Origin of the sequence: Chitinophaga sp. GbtcB8 (assembly GCF_019091455.1) — a bacterium.
In the GTDB taxonomy this organism is placed as follows: Bacteria; Bacteroidota; Bacteroidia; order Chitinophagales; family Chitinophagaceae; genus Chitinophaga.
On sequence record NZ_JAGXJN010000004.1, the window covers coordinates 1 to 26565 of the forward strand.

Genomic DNA, 26565 nt, shown 5'->3' on the forward strand with positions numbered 1-26565 from the left:
GGTGATCCAGTAGGCATATAATTTAGCCACACCGTAGGGAGAGCGTGGGTAAAAAGGTGTGCGCTCCGATTGCGGCACTTCCTGTACCAGGCCATACAGCTCTGAGGTAGATGCCTGGTAGATCTTTGTTTTTTGCATAAGACCCAGCAGCCGAACGGCTTCCAGTATGCGTAAGGTGCCAATACCGTCTGCATTGGCGGTATACTCCGGCGTTTCAAAGCTTACTTTCACATGGCTCATGGCGCCCAGCGTAGAGATCTCATCCGGCTGTACTTCCTGTATAATGCGTATCAGGTTCGTGGAATCCGTAAGGTCGCCGTAGTGCAGCTTAAAATGCACATTGGTTTCATGTGGGTCCTGGTACAGGTAATCTATACGGTCTGTATTGAACAAAGAGCTGCGGCGTTTAATGCCGTGTACCTGGTAGTTCTTGTGAAGGAGCAAGTCGGCGAGGTAGGCGCCATCCTGGCCGGTGATACCGGTGATTAAGGCTGTTTTCATTATGCAGTGGAAGTGTTTGGTAAAACTACTTACTTATTTTGTAAAAATAGCAGCGTGCAGGGGGACCTTAACAAGTGTTCGTATAAAACAAAAATGGGTTAATAAAAGTGCAGCAGCTGCATCTTTCATTAACCCATTAATTTTACGGACCTGGCTTACGGTATTATAACCTTTAAATCAACTTTAGCCAGGTATATTACACTTTCTTTGTCTCTTATAGAGTAGTAGCTGATCAGCATTTCGTCCGCATTATCCGGATTAAAACTCATACCGGCGTACCCGGTTTCTTTACCGGAGGGAAAGGTATATATTTTTTGCACTTTCATGGTTGTCAGATCAAAGACCAGGAATTTAAAAATACCTGTTGTACCATCCCTGCCAGTTATAAGCAGCTTGTTCTTATAGATCAGGAAATTGGGGGATGACAGCCGCATGATCAGCGGATCAGGGATCCATTTCAGCTTTACATATTCAGGAGGAGTAGAGATCCCGATAGGGCTATTTGTGTCCTCTGTTCTGATAATGAAATACATTTTATGTTCGGCATCAAAGCGGATGGTTGCTTCACTGGGAGTTCCGCCAAGGTCCACACTCCCTACAGATTTAAACCGTTTAAATGTGCGCTCACTTTCAAACAATCCAATACCATTTGTGGTGCTATTGGATAGGGGCACTCTGTAACCGGCACAATACATTTTATTCCGGGAATAGGTAAACCGCCATAAAACAAAACGGTCCTGTCCAACACCATCCAGATCTATGCTGGCAGGTTGTACATTCCAGGCTGTTCTTTTATTATACTGCACCAGATAGTTAACACGCACCCCACCATCCTTTATATTTCTGCCAAAATAATTAAGGTATAAATCATTATGGAAGGTATCAATAGTGAGCTTGGGATCCCGGAGATCAATGTTCTTAGTGGCAATAATTTTTTCTACCTTCCAGGTAGTGGCATCCTTGCTCTTTAATATTTTAATTTTGCCAGGCTGATTGTCGGCATGTGCAGTACCTGCGCGGAACACGACATACCAATTGTTATTATAATAGGCAATATCAGTAAATGCCGCAAAATTCTCAGTGCTATAAATTTCCCCTAACAATATCCCTTTGGTTAGCTGTTTGGGTTCATATTTAAAAGTAGAATCGATGTCATTTACTATTTTGTCCACACTATCAACCTCATTATCCTTCCTGCAGCCTCCTATTATTGCAAGAAGGCAGAGAGAACACCAAAGGAAATTCCATTTCATAGATACAAGAAAGTTAGCTTTGTTTTTATAAAATACGGTAAAGGAAAAAAGTAAGGTCTAATGGATAACCCCCTAAAATAAACAAAAAAAATCAAATATAAGTGGTCAAACCAATCTCCAGGTATAATTTTTTTATGGGTAATAATTATTTAACATCTAATACTTTATCAAATATCTCTGCATACTTTCGGGCTATTTTCTCCCAGGTATAGTTCGCTTGTGCAATTTCTTTCATTTTCTGCGCAACTGCATTGATTTTCATATCATTAGCTGTATTCAGTATTTCAATAAGGGCTACTTTGTCCTTAAAAAAAAGGGCTTCATTATTTGTAGTGGCCCTGTTATAGGGCACATCAAACGCTATTACCGGCAAACCCAGATACATAGCTTCCACTAAAGAGGGGTTTGTACCACCGGCAGAATGTCCGTGTATATATAACCGGCAGTTAGCACGCAAGGCATCCAGTTTTTCCTGATCGTAGATAGGTGGGAGAAGCTCTATTTCTGCGGCGGTGGAATATTGTTCATATAATTTCCTGCTATAGGGAGAGAGCTGCCAGTTGCCCACAATCTTTATTGACCTGCCACTTTCCCTGAAAGCCTCCAAAATAACATGTATATTATTTTCAGGTTCAATACGGCAAACCGTAAAGGCATAGGGCTGCTCCGTTTTACCGGAAATGCGTCCCTTTTTAATGATATGGTCTGCACCATATGCTATGAGCGCACTGTCCTTCTTATATTCTTCGGTTATGTACTTCCTGATCTCCTCATTGTCGGCAATAATGTAACGGCCATACTTAACTGCCAGTTTCTCAGAATATTTTAAAAAATTACTGATCCGTTTATTCCATTTAGCTCTTTTCCACTCCAGGCCGTCTATATTGATCACGGTTTTGCTCCGGGTCTTTTTACTCATGAATGGCAGTATAATAGTGCCTGACACGCCTAAAACCAGGATAATATCTGCACACCTGAGAGCAGACAGAAACGATAAGATATCATAGGGAATACTCTGGATCCCATTTGCCTTTAAAGGGATATACTTTAATTGCACTCCTTTCCATCCAGGAAGCCGCTTTTCATATTCTTTGCTGCTGCAATAAACGGTAAAGTCAAAATCGTCTTTAAGGTGCTGGACCAGGTTTTGCGTCAGTGTTTCAAAACCTCCATATTTAGCAGGGATGCCAACCGTACCGATTATTGCCACATGCTTTTTACTCATTTCTTTTTAAAAATAAAGTACTACTATTTATGAATTTAGTTATCCAATAAACCACGGGCCTCCTGGATCTGAAGCCCTCTTGAACGGTTGGCGCTTACCTTCTTGAAATCAAAATCAGACAGCCTGGTTTTTAATTGCTTGATACCTGCTGGCGCCGCAGCTGCGCTTCTTGCAGTGCCAGCAAAACGGGCAGCTCCCGCTGCTAAGTTATTACCAGACTTTTGGCCTATTTTTTCATAATCTTCGATACCGTCTTTCAGCATTTCGAACCTAACAGAACTGTAACCGGAGGGATAAATTAAAAAATTATCGCCACTTGATATACCTGACCGTGTATCTATTAATGCATTTTTCCCTTTTGACCAGTAATCAAATGCCCAGCGCAGGTAACCATCCATGCTCCTGTTGGCTGCGTTCCAGCCTAACCAGGTAGCGTCTATGGGATCTGACATTACAAATGTGTTGGGAAACAGCTCCCAGCAGCTTGTATAAAAAGTGGTAATATATCCCTTCGCTTTTCGCTGTGCCATTACATCAGCCGGTATTTGCTGATTCGAGATCACCGAATAGTTATAGATCTTATCCTGTATTTCAGGGAAATATTTACCTGTCAGGGATATCTTCCAGTCCTTATCCTGGCTTTTTATGAAATCAATTAAGGCCGTTAATACACTCATTTCCTTTTCATCTATACCAAGTGTAGTAATATTAAACCAGCCTTTTTCTTTCAAATGCTGTTCAAATGCTTTAAGATAGGGTGTCCAGAACTGTTTGTAGTCATTTCCGTTTACGCCCTGTGAAAAATAGGTAACCTTTCCGGCTCCTTCGTCATAATAATAATACCGGTAATTTAACGGCGCAATTCCAAAACAGGTGATCTGCTGTTTTATTCCCAAGCCCATCATGAACTGCACCCATTTATCAAAATTTGTAAAGTCATAGGTCCACTGACCAGACTTTGTTTTGGTTACTTTAATCATCATATCATCTGCGCTTCTAACCGCAGGGTTAAATACATCCCAGAAAAAGCTGGTGGTGATCACTTTTTGCCCGGCATCCCTTAATTGTATCAAAGAGCGCTTCATGAGATTAAAATGCTGGTCTGTCCAGGGCTTGGTTTTATAATAGTCAGCCTCTGCTACCGGGTATTGCCACAGGTCCAGGAAATAGTTCCTGTTGGCCAAGGGGGGCAATGTATTATTAGAAACTTTCAATACAATATCAGTAGCGGCCGTTTTCCCATCCAGGGATACATTCACTTTCCCTTTATAAGTGCCGGGGGTGGCATTACCGGGAACCGCTATGCTGATCCATATAGGCCGGTTTGTAAAGCCTTTTACGAAAGAGGTACCTGCTGTAAAATCAATTATGTCCGGAACGATAATATCATCCAGCTTTACATTTTTCTTTTGACAAATGCCCCTGGAGTTATCACTCAATACATAATACACATATCCAACCTTGCAGGACTTCTGATCTATGCTGGCTCCGCTGGCAGAGGTAAGATCACTGACGTTTACCTTTACTGAATGGATATCTGTTTTACTGCTTACTACCAGCAAACAGTTCACCCACTCTCCTCTCCAGCCCTCTACATCCACCTCAGCATCAATGTTGGTAACAGGATTTCTGTTGTAGTTAATCCGGTTGTTAAAATCAGCCACTGATAGCTTGACATCTTCCCTTTGTTGCTGCCATTTTCTTTGATCAGGCGCAGTAATATTACTGATGTCTCCAAACGTTTCAAATTTGCTTTCAGGCGACTGGGCTTTACAGCAGCTTGTAATGAGTACAACTGCGCTTAATATCAGACCTTGAACTTTCATAACACCAATGAATTAAATGTACCTAAAAAGTTTTCTTTAAACACATCCATCGTGAATCTAGCCAGATATTGATGCCGGGCTTCCGTTCCTAATGCTCTTCTCAAATCCCTATCTTCAATAAGTAACGTCAAATATTTAACAAAATCCGGTATGTCATCCGCGTTGATAAGGTAACCGGTTTTTCCGTGTTCCACGGACTGCACTGCCCCTCCCGTATTAGTAGCTATTACCGGTTTTCCTAATGCCATTGCTTCTAAAATAGTAGTCGGGAAGGGGTCTTTCATCAGAGACGGCACTACCAGGATATCTGAGTCATGTTGCACGGCCGATACGTCATTCATAAATGGATCATAACAGACAGTGGCTCCATATCTATGTGCGTTGATATCCTGCTTCAGTTTTTCAACAAAGTACTCTCCTTTAGGAGCAGCGCTTCCTACAATCCTGAACAGGCATTTCTCCGCCACTGCTGCCGGCAAAGCTGCAATAGCATCCAGGAAGAACCAGATTCCCTTTTCCGGTTTTATCCTGGCTATCAGGGAAACGATGATCCTGTCTTGCCCCATAGCACTCTCATTACCTACGAACTTTGTTAGCGGATCTGTAATTCCATTTAGTACTACCTTTACTTTTTCATTATACCGGGGCATGTTAGCTTGCTCCAATAAATTTTCCTTAACAGGTTCTGAAACCGCCATAATCTGATCAGCCCACTTAAGTGAGTATTTGTTAATAAGGCGGGCAGGTAAAGCAGGCGTATCCACTATTTCATGTACATGTAACATTGAGGGAATGCCATTCAACTGACAATACTTTAATGCTAACAAACAAGACTGTGTATTAACATATGCCAGATCAAAATGATATTGTTGCTGTAGTTGCCTGAACCAGGAGCGGGCTTTATATAATCTTGTGCCTAAAACACTGAGCCCATTCACGCTTTTAAACATAAAACGCGCAATCATGGGCAGTTCTTTGTATATTATAATCCGGATCTTTAATTTCTTTTCTTCCAGATAATTTACCAGGGGCCCTGTTTCAGGTAATACTAATACGATCTCATACTTTTGCTGCAAAAATCCAAGCGTATTAGCCAGTATCCTGTTTGCTCCATATAAATCGGCGCTTCCGTTTACTACAAGCAGATTCATATAATCTTATACCTTAAAGTTCCTGTGTTTTTTCTTATTATCAATATCACTAACAGAAAGATGTAAAAAGACACCGAAACAAATTCCTGTGTAAAAAAACTGGAAACAAAGAAGTAATAGCCCACTATAGCTGCCAGGTACCACCTTTGTTCCAGGATCAACTTAAGCACAAAAATCGAACCCGATATTATAAATATAGTCAATCCAAAGAATCCATAGGTATGTAATAACATGGCGTACCCATTCTCAATATCCTGTCTGAAATCCCATTTTACACGGTTCAGTATGTCCTGAGTCAGGAAATTGTCTCCTTTCCCAAAAATGTAAGTCATAATGGTACCTCCTCTCCAGAAGGACAAATTAAATCCTTCCAGCAGCTCAGACCGGGAAGTTAACGTTTGCGTGCCAAAAAATATGGAACCCAGCCCTACTTTGACAAGAATGACAATTGTTAGCATTATTAAAAAAACATATATACATAACAACCTTCTATCCTTAAAAGCCAGCAATACAAAGTAGAAAAGAAATGTTGACCTGTTCAAAGTCAACAATAATGCCAGCGTAACAATGAAGTACAGAAACTTATAGCCCTTTTTATGCCCGGTTGCTTTTACTTTTTCAAAGTAAATGATCATCCAGATGATACACAACGTACCAAACACCTGTACGGTAGAAACAAATCCAACCGGTGTGTGAATGAAGGGCAGGCCCTTGCCAGCTAAAGAGGAATAAAAGATCATATCCTTGTACGCATAGGATACCATTAGCAATATTACTCCCATTATAATATGCCAGGTTAATGCCACAAATAAAAGATCTATTATCTGTTTATGCCGGGCTACTAAAAAAACAAAAGCGAGTGCTATAATGGGGAATAATGGTATAGGCCGTATAATAAGGTTTACTACAGCACTCAACACACAGGTCAGGCATACAAACCCATACACAATATAGTTCTCGGTAGATTGTTTTAGGGAATCCGGATAAAGCCAGCAAATAGCCATCACCAGCACCGCCATTAACATTTTGTCCAATGGCAGCGGGAACAAGGTATTGGCTGTTAAAAGGAAAACAAGCAATATTTTCCTCCAATCGTTACCTGATATGACTTTTGCATTATTCAACTGGCAGGTATATCTGAATGTTCACATTCGGACCGGATGCCGTTAAAGATCTGATCAAACTCTATCAGTCCATGCGTCAGATTGATCACTTTCCGGATGTTTGGATGTTCACTAAGGTATAAAAGCGCCGTGGAACTACAATGATAAATATCGAGCGTATTATTTTCATCCAGCAATTGTTTGATCAGAAATTCTGACAGTATTATGGAATTAATAATAATGGTACAATCATTTTTCCACTTGTTGAAAGAGTCAACATCCGTAATGTGTGGATGGGGTTTTATGATGCAGTAATCATATTCCTCTAAATTAACTACATCAAAAAAACTTTCATTGAGTGGCCATGAAGTGATATAAAGGACAAGCCTTTTATTTTTAAGATGCGGGAAAGCCCGCTGTATATTAAATTGAAACAGCTCTTTTGCAAGCTCCTTATTGTTTTCCAACATGTTTGGAAAAGACATGTTAAATGAAAAGGCATTGAGCGTTTTATGTTTACTGTAAGGCGCCAGCTTTTTAAGATAATATTCCTTACAATATACATACATCCCTTTAACCCTGGGATGAAAGCCCGGATATTCATATACACCAAACAGCTCCCTTATCTTTCTTTTATACCTGGCAAGGTTCTTAAAAATATCCGTTCTGTAGCTTCCAATACCTTCCTCATATATGTAAATGTTCTTACATGGTATAAAATATAACATTAAAGCCGGTACCAGTAACCAGTCCAGGTAATAATATAACCTTGCCGGCCGGTACTTAAACAGGCAGATCAATAATACCTGCAGCCGGGTTTTAACAAATAAAACCGTGCTCCAGTCATGATCATTTGCTATCACGCTTTTATAAAAAAGATCTGCGTCTTTAAACCTGTTTTCTATGATCAGTATATTAGTACGCTCTTTATCCTTCGGCAAATTGCGCGCATTGAAATATTGAAATGGCTTTGAACAGATATAAATGTCTATACTATCCGGCATATTAAATTTTAAATAAGGATGGGTTATGAATAATTCGTCTCACAATTGGCACCAGACTTCTGACCTTCCGAATATTTAAAAGTATTACCAATAAATAGGCAAGTACCTGGGCTATGGTATTATCCATCATGATGGATATCAGCAGCACCAGGGTAGGCAACAACAGCCTTACATCCAGATTTGAAAACATTTCCTTGAAGCCTGACTTTTTCAGGAATACTATTCCATAAAAATATGTTAACAGGCAGCTATAAATAAAGTACGTTATTAAAGGCGCAAAACATAACGCATAAAAAATAGTTGTATGCGTTGCGATGACCCACCCGATTATTACATTCAATATGAGTGCGGATAACGCTATTTTACCCAATAACAGCTCCCTCCCAAAGGAAATAAATAAAACAGATACCCCAAAGCTACTGGATAATAACGCCATACTGGTAGACAGCAGTGCAAAAGGTTTGTAAGATGCATAATATTGCGGCGTAAATATTAATATAACCGGGAAGGCTAGTAAAAAGGAGAATATCAGTAAATAAGCTACCAGGCTATAGTAGCTTCTTATGTATTCTACGTGCTTGAAAAGCTCTTCTCCCTCTTTATATTTAAACCGGTTTACCAGCTTCGGAAATATTAAAAAAGAGATGGTATCCAACGCCAGGAAAACAGCCTGTGCCAGGCTTACTGCAAATGAAAAGTATCCCAGCTCCTTTACGCTAAAGTAATAACCAACAAAGGTTCTGGTTACGATCATAATAAAATAAAAGCTGGCATTATACAATAGCAGGGCCATACCGTTTTTCAGCAGGTCTTTCTGAATATTAAAAACAGATCTGAATTTAAGCCTGATAGGTGAATTGACCAGAAAGAATATAAAAGATAAAAGGTAACTGATCAGCTGTGAAAATATAAGCGCGTATAAAAGACTTTGCCCTTTCCAGAAAAAACATACCAATAAAGTAGAAATGGGCATGGCCGCCTGGTAAAAAGTAATTAACGCCAATGAGTTCTTTATCCGGTATGCGCAAATAAACACCAGGTCCAGATTTTGTACAACTGATGTAATGGCCACCAGGTATATATATGGATAGAAGCTGAACTTATGAAAAATAGGAATGTTGAAAAGGGAAACCGTTACTGCTGCCAGTATAATTAACACTGAATGCAGGAAAACAAGGATAAGGGAATTGCCCAGGTATGCCACCTGCAGCTCATCATCTTTTCCTTCAAACCCTGCCAGCTTTACGTTTAGTGAATAGGGAATTCCAAAATTGATCTGTGTCAGGTATTGAATTACAAGCAAAATAAAACCCCATATCCCGAAAAAGTAAGGTCCGAGGTATTTTGCAATGAAAATAGAATTGCCGAATTGGATTAAATAAACAAAGTATCTGAAAAAAATAAACCGAATATTCTTGTTTGCTAAAACGCTTTTAATTCCTCCAATTCCCATTCTGAAATAATTTACATTGGCTCCTATTCAAATATATCAATAATGTATGTTGTTCGTGGGCGGCTTTACTTTTTGTGCGGTCCATCATAAAATTGGCTTCTTTGTTGGCTGGATTAAAGCCGATAGGAAAGTCAGATAAAAACCATAAGCCTTGCCAATCTGTTTCACTGCCTATGTTGGTTAAGCCGGCTTTATTGAAATAAGAGATGTGATCCGGTATCGCGATCCAGAATTGTTTGTCTATAAATTTGCTATTGTATAAGTGAGTATGCAAACACGAAAAACCTATAGCTCATTAAGAATCCTGTATTTGATCTCAGCAACTTTCCAGTCGTCCAAATTATCAATATCATGACCTTCCATTTCCGGAATAACGATAACAGCGGTATTATCTGTCCATATAGCCTTTTTTTCCAGGAAACGCGGCACACTCAGCCAATAAAACTGGCCTGAGTCACAATAGGCCGGCTCCAGGTCCTGGGAACGGGTTTTGAGATGTTCAGGCTGAAACATTTCTATCAGCCCCTGATTGTTGATCTTTATGGCGCGCTGAATAGGGAAATGAAATTTCATAACCGGGAAAACAGCATCTGCCTCTTTTTGCAGCAACAGATCAAAACCCTGTTTTAAACGGCTTCCCGTTATAAAAGGCGCACAGGGATAAATACAACACACGTGTGTAAAATGCTGTCCAAGCTTTTTATATTGCTCTAATACTTCAACTAAAACCTCAGCGGTAGTAGCAAAGTCATTTGCATTTTGCTCACTGCGCAAAAAAGGAATTACGGCACCGTATTTTTTAGCTACTGCAGCAATGTTCTCATCGTCTGTAGATACCATTATCTCATCAAATAAACCACTGGCCCTGGCTGTTTCAATAGAATAAGCGATGATCGGTTTGCCCAGGAAGTCTTTTATATTTTTACCCGGTATACGTTTACTGCCTCCCCGGGCAGTTATAATTGCTAGGGTATGCATTACAAATAATCCCGTCTAAGTAGTGATATAATATATGAATTAAAATATTGCCCGTCTTCAAAACAGTTCTCCCTTAACATACCGTCTTCCCGGAACCCGAACTTTTCCTTAAAGAAGGTTAGCTTTTTTGTATCAAACTCATACAATTCCATCCATATCTTATTCAGGTTCAAATTTTTAAACCCATATTCTATCAACAACCGGGCTGCATCTTCGGCCAGGCCATCCTGATCGATATACAGGTCCTTATATCCAATATAAAAGGAGAAATCTGCTGAGCGGTTTATCCAGTTTACATATAACAAGCCACAAGCGCCCAGCAGTTCGCGATCTGACAGCCGCTCTATAATGAACATGTAGTCATTGGTACTGGTGACTATCTTATTAAACCAGTTTTCCTGGTTGGCCAGGCTCAATTCCCTATGTTCCCTGAAATTCCTTCTGAACGCATTAATATTCCGCCAATCTCTCAATTGCTCCAGGTCAGCCCGTTCAACGGCACGGAGCCCTACTATTTTACCTGTTATCATTAATTAATGTCCTTTAATGTGATGTGAGTACCTTTTGAAAGATCCTTTATAAGCTTTTTCCCTATCAGGTTACCGAGTTCATACGGCTTCAGCGCATCAGCAGGACAAGGCCGTAAAGCCTCAAAAAGGTCAGCGGTTAAGGTGGTACCGGCTTTAATAGTTTCTTTTGCCCTTAAAGAGCGTTGTTGTACTACCTTGGATTGCTCTTCGTTCGGCTCTACTCTCTTGATACCATCTCCTAAAGAATAAAAAATTTCATTGGAAATAGATACCATCTCCCTCCAGTTTTTGGGATTCATTGCAAATTTATGATCAGGCCCTTCCCTGTCATTGTCATCTGTAAAATGTTTTTCAATTATCCTGGCGCCTAATGCAATGGAACCAGCTACCGTGGCTACTCCCAGGGTATGATCAGAAAGGCCTAACAAAACACCGGGATATTTTTGTTGAAAAGTCTTAAGCACATTGAGGTTAACAAACCTATACTTATCAGCATCCACTGTATAATTAGTATTGCATTGCAGCAGACAAACATTTACCCCTTCAGCTGCAAGTACATTCATTGCACGGTCCACATCCGCCATGTCGGATGCGCCTGTTGCTATAATTACAGGTTTTCCTTTTTGTGCAATATGTTTTATGATCTCTAACCACGTAATATCGCCTGATCCAATTTTGTAAACATTTACGTACGGGTCAATATGATCAACCACCTCAACATCATAAGGACTTGTAAAATATTCAATCCCTACTTCATCACATTTTCGCTTTAATGCAGCCGTCCAGTCAGTACTGATACTCGCATCTTCATACACTTCGTAAACGGACTTCTTCCAGCCGCTTTGATGAGACAATTTGCCCTGCATATTTTCAAATCCCTCTTTACTCACAATTTTTGATGCAGTAAAGTTTTGAAATTTTGCAGCATCTGCGCCGGCCTCCTTTGCTAACTCAATTAGCCTATAAGCCCTTTCCAGGCTACCATCGTGATTGGCTCCAATATCTGCGATAAAATATGGCGGATGATTTAACCCCACCAACCTGTTTCCGATATGAAAATCCTTAATCATAGTTGATCAATTATTTGTTTTTTAAAATCTCCGGCCAGCTTCATTAATTCTATATCAATGTCCGGTAATGTAATACCTGACATCTCTTGAAAATACTGTGTATTGAGCGTGGTGTTCAATGGCCTTTTTAAAACACCTTTGTCATCTGCCTGGAAGGGTTTTATCAGTTCACGTGGAAAGTCAAATATATCGGCAATTTTCTGGATAAATGCATATTTTGAAAGCGCCTCACTACTGCCAATATGGAGCAGTCCTGTTATGTCATTTTCTAATACCGCCACTATTATTTGAGCTATGGTACCAACATATAGCGGATTAAAAAAGACATTATTATAACCTGAAATTTCCTTTCCCTGGTTTAGGCTGTTCCAGGCCCATTCAAAAAGAGAACTTTTGGCCGGCTCATTAAATCCAAACATGTTTGTACGGAGTACAATACTGGGATGACTGGCATTTATAAAACATTCTTCTGCCAGCGCTTTTGTTAATGCATAGTAGTTAAGTGGCGCAATAAAATCATTTTCTTTATAATCTCCTTTACTGCCATCGAAAACAGAGTCTGTTGAAATAAAAACGCTCTTTTTAAGATTAGTACAGGACGCAATCAATCTGCTTGTGAGTACATGTAATTTATAAGTGTAGTCCTTTTCTTTCTCACAGTGTTGAATATCTGTATTGGCCGCACAGTGCACAATGTAATCAGGACAAAGCTTTTCTATTATGCCGGCAAAAACCTCGATATCAGTAATGTCGCAGGTAATGTGGTCACTACCGCTACCGGATCTTCCTATGCTAAATACATGATATGCAGGATTACTTTTAAGCAATTTAAGTATCCTGATTCCAAGCATACCCGTTGCTCCTGTTACTAATATTTTAATGGGATGCATTCCTTTTATTTAGTTAGACCGTTTAGACATTAAATGAAGGATCTACATGTTCTTTTATCAGGGTCCTGATCTGTTCAACAGAAAGCCAGGCAGTGTTTGTACCGGAATTGTACTGGAATCCCTCCGGAACTTTAACCGCCTTAAATTTATCTATATATTCTTCCATGTTCCACCTGGTCACCTGGGGAAGTATCACGTAATAATTTCCCAGATCGTAAGTGGAATAGGAGTCTGATGATGTGATCATCTCTTCATGTATTTTTTCACCGGGTCTGATGCCTACTACCTTTTGCTCGCAGTTGGGTCCTATTGCCGTTGCTACTTCTGTAATTCTGTAGGAAGGTATTTTGGGGACAAAAAGTTCTCCCCCCCAAGCCGTATCCAGAGCATGTAATACCATTTCTACTCCTTCTTTTAGTGAGATATTAAAGCGGGTCATTGCAGTATCGGTAATAGGCAATACTTTATCATTCCTTTTATTTAAAAAGAAGGGAATTACAGATCCGTTAGAACCCATTACATTTCCATAACGTACTACAGAAAATTTTATGGGATTGTACCCACGAATATTATTTGCTGCAATAAACAGTTTATCAGAGGCCAGTTTAGTAGCACCGTATAGATTTATAGGTGCTGCTGCTTTGTCGGTTGATAATGCCACTACTCTTTCAACCTCTCCTTCCAGACATGCATTTATAACATTTTCCGCACCAATAATATTGGTTTTAATACATTCTGACGGGTTATATTCCGCAATAGGCACATGTTTCATTGCAGCAGCATGTATTACATAGGAAATTCCTTTCAATGCACGCCGAAGCCTGTCATAATCTCTCACATCACCAATAAAAAATCTGATCATCGGATATTTGCCAGGCGGATAATCCTGTGCCATTTGAAATTGCTTCTGCTCATCTCTTGAAAAGATAACAAGCCGCTTTATGCGGGGCCATTTTTCTAAAACAATTTTAGTAAATGCCTTACCAAAAGAACCGGTTCCTCCTGTTATCAGGATACTTTTTTCGTTTAAATCCAGCATTCGAAATTTTATTATGTATACAGTAAATATTTTACGCTTTATAACATGATCTGTTCATAGATGCGTTTCATCGCCAACCATAAAACAGTAAAGAATCCTCCCAGAAAACCGCCTATTATCAACCCTTTCAGCTTACCCAGTCTTTTCACTTCCAGTGGTAAGATCGGTGAATCCACAATCTGTACTACCGGCGTTTCCTGCGCCATAGTCATTTTGCTTATTTCCAGGTTCTTAATCACCTCACCATATATGGTTTGCAGCACCATTTTGTCCCTTGCTCCTACTTCAGATTCCACAGTTGCTACCTGCCTTGCCGGGTTCTGATTCACATCCTTTGCAGCGGCTACTGAATAGGTTTTACGGTTTAGCAGTATCTCCAGCGAGTCTGCAGTTACCTGCAGCTTATCAACATTTACCTGCGAACGTTTGATCTTGGTACTTACATAAAAATCGGTCGCTTCCTTCACCAAACGTTCCGTAAATGACTTGGAAAAATCCTCATTCAGAGAAGTACATTCAACAGAGATAAAACTTAGTTTTTTATCCGGTTTTTCTATCAGAAGATTTTTCTTCACTACTCTTTCCTGTAAAACATTCAAAATACTATCCTGCAGCAAGGTAAATTTTGCCCGGGCAAGCCCTACCGGAAAATGTAATTTGTTCAACTTCGGTTTATTCTCCCATTTCTTATCAAACTCATATGTCTCAATGTACAGGTCCGCTAGAGTTTTTTGTCCGCCGCTTTTTACCGGTGAAAGCAGGGTCTTTTCAATCATTAACCTGGATTTTAAAAATTCCAGAACATTATCTCCTTCAAACACACCACTGGATGACATTCCTCCCAAGTCAATCCCGAACTGGCTTGCCAGTCCGGCATAAGCCGCCAAAGGCCCACCTGACTTACTATCTTCTAACAGAAACGTCAGTTCGGCCACATATTCCTTATGTTCCAGAAAGCCATAGGTAACGCCTAATCCAGCGCCTGCAATTCCAGCTATGACAATTACCAACCACTTGCTTAACAAATACTTCCACCATTCCTGTAATTTCAGAATGATCTCTTTTAACGAGACCTGGTTTACCTGCTGGGCTTCTATTTGCTTAATTTCCTGCATGTATATTTATAATCTCTTAAATAAAATTATAGTCTGGCATCCACCAATGTTCTGTCCAAAAAAGCCTTTGTATCAAATATAACCCCTCTCTCTCCGCTCTTTAATTTCCTGTAATCCAGTTCCCTAAATTCCTGGTGTGCCACTGCAAGAATAATTGCATCATATTCTTTACCCAGCTCCTGTAATAATGTAATGCCATATTCCGCCTTTGTCTGTGCCACGTTCACGTACGGGTCATATACATCCACGGCCAGTCCAAACTCCACCAGCTCATTATATATATCTATCACCCTTGAATTTCTTATATCTGGGCACTTCTCCTTAAAGGTAATTCCCAATATCAATGCACGGGCGCCTTCTATTTTATGTCCTTTCTTTATCAGCAGCTTAATTACTTTATTGGCCACAAACATACCCATATTATCATTCACACGCCGGCCCGACAGGATCACCTGCGGATGATACCCCAGTGCCTCTGCCTTATGGGCCAGGTAATAAGGATCTACCCCTATACAATGCCCGCCCACCAAACCGGGTTTGTATTTTAAAAAATTCCACTTGGTAGCGGCGGCCTCAATCACGTCCATGGTATCAATACCCATCCGGTCAAATATCAGGGCCAGCTCATTCACAAAGCTGATATTCACATCCCGCTGCGCATTCTCAATAGCCTTGGAAGCCTCTGCTACCTTAATACTGGGAGCCTTGTGTGTACCCGCCGTAATAATGCTTTTATACAATTCATCTACCTGTACCGCTATTTCCGGGGTGGAGCCGGAGGTTACTTTTTTAATTTTTGTAAGGGTATTCACCTTATCGCCGGGATTGATCCGCTCAGGGGAATAGCCGCAAAAAAAATCCTTATTGAATTGTAAACCCGACTCCTTTTCCAGCACTGGTACGCAATCTTCTTCTGTACAACCAGGATACACTGTAGATTCATAGATCACCAGGTCTCCTTTCTTTAGCAATTGCCCTATCATGGCCGATGCTTTTAGTAAAGGGCCCAGGTCTGGCGTTTTAAACCGGTTCAGCGGTGTAGGCACCGTAACAATGTAAATATTACATTGCCGGATGGCGGCTGGTTCATCGGAGAACCATAAGCCATTTCCTGTTTGTTGTTCCTGCTGCCGGAGTACTGTTCTCAGCGCTTCGGCATCAGCCTCCTGTGTGTGATCTTTGCCGGCATTTAATTCTTTAACCCTTGCACTCTTAATATCAAAGCCGGTTACTTCATAATGCTTAGCAAACTCAATTGCCAGAGGCAACCCTACATATCCTAAACCAATCACTCCAATTTTGCAGGGCACAGGGTCCATCACAATTTTTTATTATTTGATCTTATCCAATAATGTTACTACTATCAGCGCTACAGAGGCCAGCCCGCTGGCAATGCCAATGGCTTCCGGCCCGCTGAATCCTTTTCGCTCCCTCCTGGTGGGTACATATATTTCCGCACCGGGTCTCACCTTTGGATAGCTGTTAAAGAATAATACCTTGCGGGTATTCTTCACTTCACCATTGGCATATACAATATAACTCCGCCTTTTCAGCGCCTGTGAAGTAAAGCCGCCGGCGCCGCGTATGTAATTTCTGAAGCTGGTGGAATTATCAAACCGCAATTTTTTCGGGAAATATATTTCGCCGAAAACCTGTACTGTTTGCAGCTTTTTAGGCACTTTCAGCACATCACCTTCTTCCAGCAACAGGTCGTATTTAGAACCAGGGTTCTTTATGATCAGGTCCAGGTTAATGCCCAGCAGCTGCTCTTTACGCTGTACCGCACTCCGCACCCTTTCAATATCTGAGCTGTCCTGCAGCTTATTGTAAAATACTTCCAGCTTGTTGGTCAGGAAAGCGCTGTCGGATTCATTGACAAAAGTTTTGCGCAGCAATACAGCCCCTTCGGGGTAGGCTTCCGGACGCAGGCCGCCTGCACGGTGTAACACATCTGAAATGCGTTCCTGTTTTGTATTAATAGTGTATTCACCCGGGTATAATACTTCACCACCTATTTCAATATTGGCTTGTTTCACATAAGAAGGCGCCTTGCGGATCATGATCTCATCAAAAGGCTGCAGGGCAAAGGCCGCTGCGCCGGGGTTATTACTCAGATCTGCATTAATATCAAACTGTTGTATAATAGCCATACGACTATCTGCAGAATCTGCACTGTTATTACGTATGCGCCTGGCTATTTCTACATGTTTCAGGGAAGCGGCGTCTTTTAAGCCGCCGGCTATCAGTATCAGGTCTTCCAGCTGCATACTGTCGGCATATACGTATTGTCCGGGGGCATTTACTTCACCGATTATCTTCACCTGGTACAGCTCCCGCAGGTCTATTTTGGAATACACAACCACGCTATCCTCCCGTTGCAGGGCAAGTGCCTGCTGCCCGTTCAGAGCTGATTGTACATTAAAGCTGATCATAGCAGGTGTATAATCTGCCTGCAGGCGGCGCACTACTCCGCGCGCCAATGCCGCTTCTTCCTTTACCCCATCCGCCTTCTTTATCAGGTCACCTACCGTCATTCCCGGTTCCAGCGCATAATCACCCGGGTGAAATACAGCACCGGTGATAGTTACCCGGTTAGTAAAGCGGTTAGAGATAGAGTCTATTAAAAACAGGTCACCTGATTTTAATTGAAAGCTGGCTATCTGGCTGGCCGGTACATTTACTACCTCCCGCTGCCTGTTGGTGACCCGGTTAGCGCGGATCACTTCATGATAAGCCTTATCTGTGTAACCACCTGCATAGTCCAGGATCTGCTGCAGGCTTTCATTTTCCTTTGCTTCAAAAATAGCCGGCCGTTTTACTTCACCTGCCAGCTCTACCCGTGTTTTATAGGGATTTATCTTTACAATATCCTGGTCGCGCAGTACTACGTTATTAGTAAGATCGCCATGCGCCAGAAAATCGTATAGGTCAAAAGTGGCTACCGGTTGTCCGTTACGGATAACCTGTATATTACGGAACGAGCCATTTTCACCAGGCCCGCCGGATACATACAGTGCATTGGCCACCGTGGCCAGGCTTGGTAAGCTGTAAGTACCGGGGCGCTCTACCTCACCGATCAGCAGCACTCTTATGCTGCGTATGCTGCCTAATGAAACCTGTACAAAAGTATTCCCTGTTTTTATGCCCCCGTAAATAGAAGATAATTGTTTGGTGATGCGGGTGCGGGCTTCCTCCATGGTAAGGCCGTTCACATACACCGGCCCCAGGTAAGGGATACGCACATAACCGTCCGGGCTAACCTTTAATTGATGCTGTACTTCAGAATAGCCGTACACATCTATGATCAGCTCATCATTAGCCGCTATCTGGTAATTAGGCGGGGTGGGCATGCGCAGGTTAGGCTCAAAAGTAAGGTTGCGGTTACTGAACAGCTCTGCGCCAAATATCTTTTTCCGTCGCAGCTCCCGCTCGTAATCCTCCTTGCTGTTAAGCCTGCGGAGTTTATCGTTCCAATAGTCCGTAGTATCATTCACCATGCGGTCTAATTCCTCTGAAGTATCCGTATTGGTATTATTATTTTTCCCTCCTTTGCCGGATAACATAGTATCCAGCCCCAGTTGCTGTATGCGTGCTTTCAGTTTGATCACCTCTGTATCAGAGATGCCGTTATCTGCCGCATATTCGTCTATTTCATCAAATGAAATATTGTTCTGTTTCATCTTTGCCACCAGCTGCCTGATCTGGTCGTCCGACAAATCATCTACATGGATCTGTTTTAACTGGTCTTTGGAGATAGTGGAAGGGATCTGCGCTGCCGCACAAAAGCCTACGAGCAAACAGAGTTGTAACAGTAATATCTTCTTGAGCATGAATTATCGAATGTACTTTCTTGAATGATTCTGTAAATGCCTCTTTTTGGACCTCACTAACCTGCCAGGAACCGGCAAATCAGGTGCAAATCTATTAAAAATAACATATTTGCGTTACGTTAATGAAAATCAGCCGGATAATAAGCCCTTCCCGGCAACGTAATTTTTTATACATGGCATATATATACTAATACTAAACAACGTTTTTTTTGCCGGCATAGGCCTTCCGGGCATAAGCAGCCTGACATTCACCCGGCTACGTTTACCACTCCTGTAGCTTTTCTAGGATTTATTACCTGTTTTGTTTAAATTAGCTAAAACCAAAATCAGCGCCCATGTCACCCGCCGAATTTACGGACCTGTTGCTGCTTCAGGGCGATTTCCTGAAGCCTTTTGCAATAGCGCTTACCCGTGATTCGGAAGCTGCCCGCGATCTTTACCAGGAAACCATGTACCGGGCGCTGCTACACCGGGAAAAATACACGGAGGGCACCAATATTCGTGCCTGGCTTTTTACTATCATGCGTAACCTGTTCATTAACCATTACCGCCGCAAGGCAAAACAGCAGCTGTTCCTGGAACGCGCCACCCGGGCGCTGGTCCTGCTACACCAGCCATACGTGGATAACCAGGCCATAACCAGCATGCAGGTAAAAGATATTCAACACGCCATTTACCGGCTCCCTAATTTATTCAAACGTCCTTTTCTGTTGTATTATGAAGGTTTTAAATACTATGAAATAGCCGATATGCTGCACGAGCCTATGGGCACCATTAAAAGCCGGATCCATTTTGCACGGAAAATGCTAAAGCAACAGATCGCCCACTAATGTCCAACACACAACGCTTCCTATCCTTAGATGTTTTTCGCGGCCTTACTGTGGCCGGTATGATCCTGGTTAACAACCCGGGCAGCTGGTCATATGTATATACCCCGCTGGAGCATGCCCCCTGGCATGGCTGCACGCCTACTGACCTGGTATTTCCCTTTTTCCTGTTTGCCGTAGGCAATGCCATGAGCTTTTCCATGAAAAAGTACCAGGAACAGGGCCATGCCACCGCTGTCAGGAAGATCCTGAAACGTACCCTGCTCATTTTCCTGATCGGGGTATTCCTGAACTGGTTCCCCTTTTTCAGGTGGAATGCGGAAGGACAGCTGGTATTTAAATCCCTTTCCCAGCTGCGTATTATGGGCGTGCTGCCCCGCATTGCCCTGTGTTACGGGCTGGCAGCGCTGATCATTCATTTTTGGGGAGAGCGGCGTGCCTTTGTAATAGCGGGCTGCCTGCTGCTGGTATACTGGTGGCTGGTGCTGGCCTTTGGCCAGGGCGATCCCTATAGCCTGGATGGTTATGCAGGCCTGCGGCTGGATAAATGGCTGCTGGGTGAGCAGCATCTGTACCGGGGCGAGGGCGTACCCTTTGACCCGGAAGGTATTTTAAGCACCCTGCCGGCTATTTGTAATGTAATATTCGGCTACCTGGCCGGTATGTATATCCAGCAAAAAGGAAAGGACTATCCCATGCTGTGCGGCCTGCTGGTTACCGGCTGCCTGCTGGTATTTACTGCGCTGTGCTGGAACATGGTGTTCCCCATCAATAAAAAAATATGGACCAGCTCCTATGTATTGTATACTGTAGGTATTGCCCTGCTGCTGTTGTCTGTGCTTATATATGCCATTGAATTCCGGGGCTGGACCAAACCCGCGGCCTTTTTTGAGGTGTTCGGGAAAAATCCTTTGTTCATTTACGTTATGTCCGGCGTGGTGGTAAAGTTGTACCTGCTGGTGCGTACCGGGCCGGGTGAGAACCTGTATGGATGGCTGTATCAACATATTTTCCGCCCCATTGGCGGCAACTATCCCGGCTCCCTGCTGTTTGCCCTGTTCCATGTAGGCCTGTTCTGGTTATTGGGCTGGGTGATGGATAAACGAAAGATCTATATCCGGGTTTAGATGCCTGCATCGTTTTAAAAAGCAGCTAAAAACAAAAGCAGGAAGCAAAAGAGTGGATCTCTTGCTTCCTGCTTTGTTTAATAGAGCAAGCAGGTTACGGACGGATTCAAACCGTCGTAAAAGGTTTTGCCGACCTTTACCTCGTCTCTCGGCCACGTAACCTGCATATTAAGTTGCTATGCCGTATAACAGGCGCAAATATCTTTGCTGAATAGTAGCCTTATAATAAAATACCAGCGTTTGCACCAGGGCTATCAGCCATAACAAACCAGGCCTGGGCCAGCAATAGTATACCGCTAAAAAGATCACCAGCAAACGCGCGTACTCCAGGTAAAACACCCATTGCCGCTGTTCCAGTATGGCCCCGCTGTTGATCAGCGTCAGGAAAATGAATACCGTAAAACAGGCCTGCACAAACAGGGGAATATATTTTTCCAGCAGCAGGAAAAAGAACAACGCGGTCAGCGTCATTGCCATTTGTGCTACTACATAATTATGCAGCCGCCGGGTAGTAGTGCCGGTTGGGTTCCGGAACAGGAACTTTTCTTCCAGCACCTCCCTGATGCCTGGGTTAATATGATCCGGTTTACCGAACACCACCAGCCATTTTTGTTTTAAGCCCTTCGCCTGCCTGAAGGCATAGGCTATTTCCAGCAGAAAATGAAAGTGCTGCCATAAAAAGCTATGGCTGTCCAGCGGTTTGGTGAGCCCATACTCCGGCTCCTCCTCTTCCGTTACAAAAGTGCCGAACAGCTTATCCCAGATAATAAGCACATCGCCGTAATTCTTATCCAGGTATTTTTCATTGCAGGCATGGTGCACACGGTGGTGCGAGGGCGTTACAAATATGTATTCCAGCACGCCCAGCTTACCAATAGTGCGCGTATGAATAAAGAACGGGTATAACCCATGCACCAGCTGCACACTGATGATCATGGCCGGCGGAAAACCTATTACCGGCAGCACAGACCAGAACATCATTCTGGCAACTGCCTGGAACACCGTAATTCGCGCAGATACCGTGTAATTAAAATCCTCGCTCTGGTGATGCACTACATGCGCGCCCCACAAAATATTCACCTCATGTGCCAGACGATGATACCAGTACCATATAAAATCCGTAAGGATCAGCAATGCTATCCACAACAGCACGCTGGATTGTATATTAAAGATGGCAAAATGCCGGTGCAGGTAATCATATACAAAATAGAAGATGCCTATGGTAAAGGTATCCAGCAAACGCTCTGCTACCCCTACATTCAGGTTAGATATGGAAGTGGAAAAGCTGAAATACCCCCATCCTTTTTTACGGGCTACTCCATATTCAATACCCATGAGTAACAGGAATAGTGGAATGGCCCATGCCATGTGATTTAAGTGCATAGACTACGGCTAAACAATAATAAGGTGGTGGTAAACGGTTACAATAATACTGCTTTTATTTTAAATAGTCTACAAAAACAATAGACTATTTAAAAGTAATAATGGCCCATTGAACCATAACATTGTATTACATCATACAAACGTCAGGCAACGGACCATTATACTTACTACTACTTACCCAATTCAAAAAACTATCAATCTTCCTTGCTGCCATCATCAGCCATGCGCACTATTTTTGGCTGAAAGCGTCCTATCACATCCACCAAACCGCTTTGCGCCGCCATTACTTCATTAATGTTCTTATACGCCATGGGCGCTTCATCCGGGCCACCACCCACCAGTATTACCCCCTGCTCTTTGAGGTATTTGTTCAGCTCAAACCGGGATATGGATTGTGCCGCATTAAAGCGCGACATTGCACGGCCTGCGCCATGTGATGCGGAGTGTAATGATGCAGCCTCTCCCCTGCCTCTTACAATATAACCGGGCGCTGTCATAGAGCCGGGTATAATGCCCAGCACTCCCTTGCCCGCTGGTGTAGCGCCTTTGCGGTGCACTATCACCTCCTGTCCGTTATGGATCTCTTTCCAGGCAAAGTTGTGATGGTTCTCAACCCTTGCCAGCAGTCGTGCATCCATGGCTTTAATTAAACGCCGGTGTATCTGGTTATGGCAGGCGCTGGCATAATCGCCGGCCAGGTTCATGGCAGCCCAGTATTCCTGGCCTGCTGCTTTATCTAATTCCAGCCAGGCAAAGTGCTGCGCCACCCTGGGCAGCTGGCATAATTCCCGCGCCAGCCGGGTATAGTGCGCGGCTATTTGTGCACCTAAACCCCGTGAGCCGGAGTGCGATAACAGGCCAACATACGTACCTGCAGGCAGGTTAAATTCATTGGTGCCTGTTATTTGTACAATGCCCCATTCTACAAAGTGGTTACCACTGCCCGAGGTGCCCAGCTGTTCCACCGCTTTTTTGTGCAGGTGCCGCAGCATGGGTATTTCCCGGAACAACGCATGCTCCAGCACAGTATCTTCTGTTTTGCCAACCCAGGTAGCGCCGGCCCCAAATTCTGTTTGTGTTACCAGCTCTTTTTTAAATTTAGCGGCATGCCGCTCCAGGGAAACCACCGGCAGGTCCAGTATGCTCAGGCACATACGGCAGCCAATGTCTACCCCTACCCCGTAGGGTATTACAGCATTATGGGTAGCCAGCACACCGCCAATGGGCAAACCATAACCATGGTGCGCATCCGGCATTAAAGCGCCGGCTACCGCTACCGGCAGCCTTACCGCGTTATTCATTTGCTGCAGGGCGCCGGTTTCAATAAACCCGGCCCCGTATATTTCATAGGGTACCGGTATTTCTTTTAGCGGAATATCTTCTTCCTCCTTTGTCTCCATCAACTTACCCGCTACTTTTCGCAAACCATCATCCGCCAGGTAGGCCATCGGATCTAACAGCACCTGCTTTAAGATATCCAACGCCGCCTCTTCGGAATGATGTCTGAATTGTTTTTCCATAGCGGTAATGGCTACGCTGATCGCAGGCCCCTCAGGGTATCCTATGTTGCGTAGCGCCTTACCGGTAAGTCTTAATCTGGGCATATCGTGGGTTTTGAATATTTTAGTTTGCCCTGAAACCTATCAGGGATGCCTTTCTTTCAAAGGACTTTTCATTTTGATTAGCAATTTCCGCAATGCTCATAGGCTGATAAATATCCGTATCAAAACCCAGGTGGCGCGATAGCTGCTGCGCTTTGGGCACCGACAGCCGGGAAAATTCATACTTCGCAATTAACCGCCCCTTCCGCAGCAACGCGCTGTCTATCATAGACAGGTCACTGTTAAAGGTGCAGATCACCTGCACATTCAAACAATCTGCCAGCAGGCCGTCTGAAATGTTCAGCAGGTTTGATACGGTTGATTGACCGGTGAGCTTACGGTCCATTACAATGTTCTCTGCATCTTCAATCACCAGAATGCTGTTCGGGTTTTCTATCAGCAGGTCTATAAAACCGGGCTGCGTAATGTGGGTAGCCATGCTGGGTGATACGAATAATACCCGCTTCTTCAGCCGACCTATCAAATACCGCAGGTAAGTGGTTTTACCGGTGCCCGGTAAACCGTGCAGCAGCACAATACCTTTATCATTCTGCTTGTTCAGCCGCTTTTGAATGGTGTTATCGATCGCCGCAAAATCATCTTCATAATAAAGGCCCAGGTCCAGCTTTGTTTTTTTGATCTCCATGTTGCTCAGCTCCAGGCCATGACCATCGTTGGTGATAAGGCTAATGTTATTCTTCTTGTGCTTTACCCGTTTTCTGAACTTGCGCAACAGTGCGGTCACTTCATCCATAAAAGCGGTGTTTTGCCCGTTGTGCAGTATTTCACCATAACCCTCTCCAAATTCCACCATGCAGTTGTTGTTCATTACTATCAGGGTAATGGAATATTCGTATTTCTTTTCTTTGCGTTCCAGCACACCGTATTGGTAGCTGTGTTGTATATCAGCTGCAAATGTTTCCCGGAAAATCTTCAGCGCGCGGTATCCATCAATGCCTAATACCAGGTTTACGCTGGGTATAGCATTAAAGCAGTACATATAGAACTGCTTGGATTCCAGCAGCCGAGTACCGAAAATGCTGTCTGCCGATATGATACGTTGTTGTTGTATATGATGGTTCATCAGTGGTTGTGTTAATAGCCGGGCGCGGATCCGTATTCGTTTCTTTACCAGTGCACTCACAGCGTTCCTTATGCTGCCGGCCCCTGGTAAAGATGAATACATTGTAACGCACCTGGCGTTGTTGAATAGGAGGTTAATGCAAACAGAGACGAAAAAAAATATCTTACAAAAAAGCCCTGCTCGCGTACACGGGCAGGGCTGAATAATGTGCATGTTTTACCATTACATCATTACATACCTTACCCAACAGACCTTGCGATGCGCAAAGCCAGCCCTGTTCCGGTAATAGCGGCCTGTATCAGGCGCTGTAATACCGGGCAACTGCCCACGGCGGTGTGTGTTTATTAGTATCTGAAGCATATTCCGGGTAACAAAAAAGCCCGGCTCATTATCAGCCGGGCTTTTTGTTATATACACAAATCTCTTTGTCTCATTTCTCGTTATAACATGCCCGGCAACTGTGATGTCCCTTTGGAAAGGACCCCGCTGCTTTTTTATTTATGATGAATAGACGCATGTTAAAATGGTTTTGTGATTAATTGAATTGAACCCTGCAAAGATAAATCGAATATTTCTGATCCTACAAATTTTTCTGCCGGTTTTTAAAAATATTTTCGTTTATCCATTCCTGTTAAAACAGCGTGCCATCGCTAAGCTATTGGATGGCACGCACTATAAATGAACTCGAAAGCAAAAAAAGGATTAACAGCAACAGATGATGCTGGTCGACCGTTTTTATATTAATTCCATACTACTTGTAGAAGAGAATTGTTTTTCCAGCCGCTGCAGCTGGCGGATATGCCTTTCAATATGCTTGGTAAGGAAATAGATATACTGGTATATATCCAGCTTACCCAGGTTATTTACAGACATATTGGTAAACACCAGGCGCCCCTCCCCGTTCTTCAACAGGCTCAGGTTATACATACACTGCGCAAACTGCTGCTTCAGCAAAGCTCTTACTACCTGCATATCCTTCATACCCGTAGGCTCCATATGATCGGGGCGTATCCAGCCGAATGACTGGCTGCCTATCACCTCTATCTGCTCAAATTTGTCAAAGTAGTCGCCGGGCAGTATTACCGTATGGCCATTAGTTTTACGATCCAGCGCACGGCGGGTAGCTTTGTTAATGATCAGCAATAAAAAATAATTGGTAAGGCTGATATGCTCCAGCACTTCATGGGCATTCCACTGATCCGGCCCTGGTTTAAAATCCAGCAAAACCGGGTCCCGGTCAAACCACGTATCCAACTCCTTGAAGTTGTTCAGCAAAGCCTCTCTTACTGTTTGAATAATATTTCTCATGATCTCACTATTTGGGGTTATGCACCTTCCTGATCCTTTGTACGGGCTAGTACATAACGTATTAAAGTATTTAAAAACAAAAATCCCGGCACGATTTCCAACGGGCCGGGATCTTATAACAAAAACTGTACTTGCTTTGCTATATATCTTGCCCATCAGGCTTTTTTAACACAAGTTTTTCCCATTGCATAACCGCACCATCTTTTGACGGTGATGCGCTCATACATCCAACAGTTGCTATACTACTTTTTGTCTTGTGTTCAGTCA

Annotated in this window: 21 protein-coding genes; 2 read left to right on the top strand and 19 right to left on the bottom strand. The window is 43.0% G+C overall.

From position 1 onward, the window contains the following. From KVT36_RS06475 to KVT36_RS06545, 15 genes are all read right to left on the bottom strand, one after another. Positions 1–501 (bottom strand): GDP-mannose 4,6-dehydratase (locus tag KVT36_RS06475; RefSeq protein WP_217602694.1); only part of this gene is annotated, 501 nt, incomplete at its 3' end. Positions 502–656: 155 nt separating this feature from the next. Continuing rightward, positions 657–1673, bottom strand: a complete 1017-nt coding sequence (locus KVT36_RS06480; protein WP_217602695.1) for a hypothetical protein — start codon at positions 1671–1673, stop codon at positions 657–659. A 226-nt stretch (positions 1674–1899) separates the two neighbouring features. After that, positions 1900–2979 (bottom strand): DUF1972 domain-containing protein, encoded by a 1080-nt coding sequence (locus KVT36_RS06485; protein WP_217602696.1) that lies wholly within the window; start codon positions 2977–2979, stop codon positions 1900–1902. A 35-nt stretch (positions 2980–3014) separates the two neighbouring features. Further along, positions 3015–4805, bottom strand: a complete 1791-nt coding sequence (locus tag KVT36_RS06490) for a DUF4091 domain-containing protein (protein WP_217602697.1) — start codon at positions 4803–4805, stop codon at positions 3015–3017. Next, complete coding sequence (locus tag KVT36_RS06495; protein WP_217602698.1) at positions 4802–5956, bottom strand: glycosyltransferase family 4 protein; 1155 nt, start codon at positions 5954–5956, stop codon at positions 4802–4804. The genes KVT36_RS06490 and KVT36_RS06495 overlap by 4 nt, the downstream gene beginning before the upstream one ends. 1120 nt (positions 5957–7076) lie before the next feature. Further along, a complete protein-coding gene (locus KVT36_RS06500; protein WP_217602699.1) occupies positions 7077–8000 on the bottom strand; it encodes an alpha-2,8-polysialyltransferase family protein in 924 nt (307 codons plus the stop codon). 64 nt (positions 8001–8064) lie between these two features. Further along, on the bottom strand, positions 8065–9516 hold the full coding sequence (locus KVT36_RS06505; RefSeq protein ID WP_217602700.1) for an oligosaccharide flippase family protein: 1452 nt from the start codon (positions 9514–9516) through the stop codon (positions 8065–8067). A 285-nt stretch (positions 9517–9801) separates the two neighbouring features. Next, complete coding sequence (pseF, locus tag KVT36_RS06510) at positions 9802–10494, bottom strand: pseudaminic acid cytidylyltransferase (protein WP_217602701.1); 693 nt, start codon at positions 10492–10494, stop codon at positions 9802–9804. Further along, a complete protein-coding gene (locus KVT36_RS06515) occupies positions 10494–11024 on the bottom strand; it encodes a GNAT family N-acetyltransferase (protein ID WP_217602702.1) in 531 nt (176 codons plus the stop codon). Before KVT36_RS06515 ends, pseF begins: the two co-directional genes overlap by 1 nt. After that, positions 11024–12094 carry an N-acetylneuraminate synthase family protein gene (locus tag KVT36_RS06520; protein ID WP_217602703.1) on the bottom strand — a complete coding sequence of 357 codons (1071 nt, stop codon included), beginning with the start codon at positions 12092–12094 and terminating at the stop codon, positions 11024–11026. The genes KVT36_RS06515 and KVT36_RS06520 overlap by 1 nt, the downstream gene beginning before the upstream one ends. Further along, a complete protein-coding gene (locus KVT36_RS06525; RefSeq protein WP_217602704.1) occupies positions 12091–12984 on the bottom strand; it encodes an SDR family oxidoreductase in 894 nt (297 codons plus the stop codon). Before KVT36_RS06525 ends, KVT36_RS06520 begins: the two co-directional genes overlap by 4 nt. Positions 12985–13006: 22 nt before the next feature. Next, positions 13007–14023 carry a UDP-N-acetylglucosamine 4,6-dehydratase (inverting) gene (pseB, locus tag KVT36_RS06530; RefSeq protein WP_217602705.1) on the bottom strand — a complete coding sequence of 339 codons (1017 nt, stop codon included), beginning with the start codon at positions 14021–14023 and terminating at the stop codon, positions 13007–13009. Between the two features lie 38 nt (positions 14024–14061). Beyond that, positions 14062–15138 carry a hypothetical protein gene (locus KVT36_RS06535; protein ID WP_217602706.1) on the bottom strand — a complete coding sequence of 359 codons (1077 nt, stop codon included), beginning with the start codon at positions 15136–15138 and terminating at the stop codon, positions 14062–14064. Positions 15139–15164: 26 nt separating this feature from the next. After that, positions 15165–16457 (bottom strand): nucleotide sugar dehydrogenase, encoded by a 1293-nt coding sequence (locus tag KVT36_RS06540; protein WP_217602900.1) that lies wholly within the window; start codon positions 16455–16457, stop codon positions 15165–15167. Between the two features lie 12 nt (positions 16458–16469). After that, positions 16470–18968: an SLBB domain-containing protein gene (locus KVT36_RS06545; RefSeq protein ID WP_217602707.1), complete on the bottom strand. Its 2499-nt coding sequence runs from the start codon at positions 18966–18968 to the stop codon at positions 16470–16472. A 335-nt stretch (positions 18969–19303) separates the two neighbouring features. Here KVT36_RS06545 and KVT36_RS06550 point away from each other — a divergent pair, with 335 nt between their 5' ends. Together KVT36_RS06550 and KVT36_RS06555 are read left to right on the top strand one after the other, a co-directional pair. Next, on the top strand, positions 19304–19798 hold the full coding sequence (locus KVT36_RS06550; protein WP_217602708.1) for an RNA polymerase sigma factor: 495 nt from the start codon (positions 19304–19306) through the stop codon (positions 19796–19798). Continuing rightward, entirely contained in the window at positions 19798–20922 is a 1125-nt protein-coding gene (locus KVT36_RS06555; protein WP_217602709.1) for an acyltransferase family protein, read from the top strand. The genes KVT36_RS06550 and KVT36_RS06555 overlap by 1 nt, the downstream gene beginning before the upstream one ends. A 168-nt stretch (positions 20923–21090) precedes the next feature. On the opposite strand, the gene KVT36_RS06560 is transcribed toward KVT36_RS06555, so the two are convergent. The 4 genes from KVT36_RS06560 to KVT36_RS06575 all read right to left on the bottom strand — a co-directional run bounded on the left by KVT36_RS06560 (position 21091) and on the right by KVT36_RS06575 (position 26298). Beyond that, positions 21091–22305 (bottom strand): sterol desaturase family protein, encoded by a 1215-nt coding sequence (locus KVT36_RS06560; protein WP_254639874.1) that lies wholly within the window; start codon positions 22303–22305, stop codon positions 21091–21093. A 194-nt stretch (positions 22306–22499) separates the two neighbouring features. Further along, positions 22500–23909, bottom strand: a complete 1410-nt coding sequence (locus KVT36_RS06565) for an RtcB family protein (RefSeq protein WP_217602710.1) — start codon at positions 23907–23909, stop codon at positions 22500–22502. 19 nt (positions 23910–23928) lie between these two features. After that, positions 23929–24990 carry an AAA family ATPase gene (locus KVT36_RS06570; protein ID WP_217602711.1) on the bottom strand — a complete coding sequence of 354 codons (1062 nt, stop codon included), beginning with the start codon at positions 24988–24990 and terminating at the stop codon, positions 23929–23931. Positions 24991–25725: 735 nt separating this feature from the next. Beyond that, positions 25726–26298: a DinB family protein gene (locus tag KVT36_RS06575; protein WP_217602712.1), complete on the bottom strand. Its 573-nt coding sequence runs from the start codon at positions 26296–26298 to the stop codon at positions 25726–25728. Positions 26299–26565 lie beyond the last annotated feature (267 nt).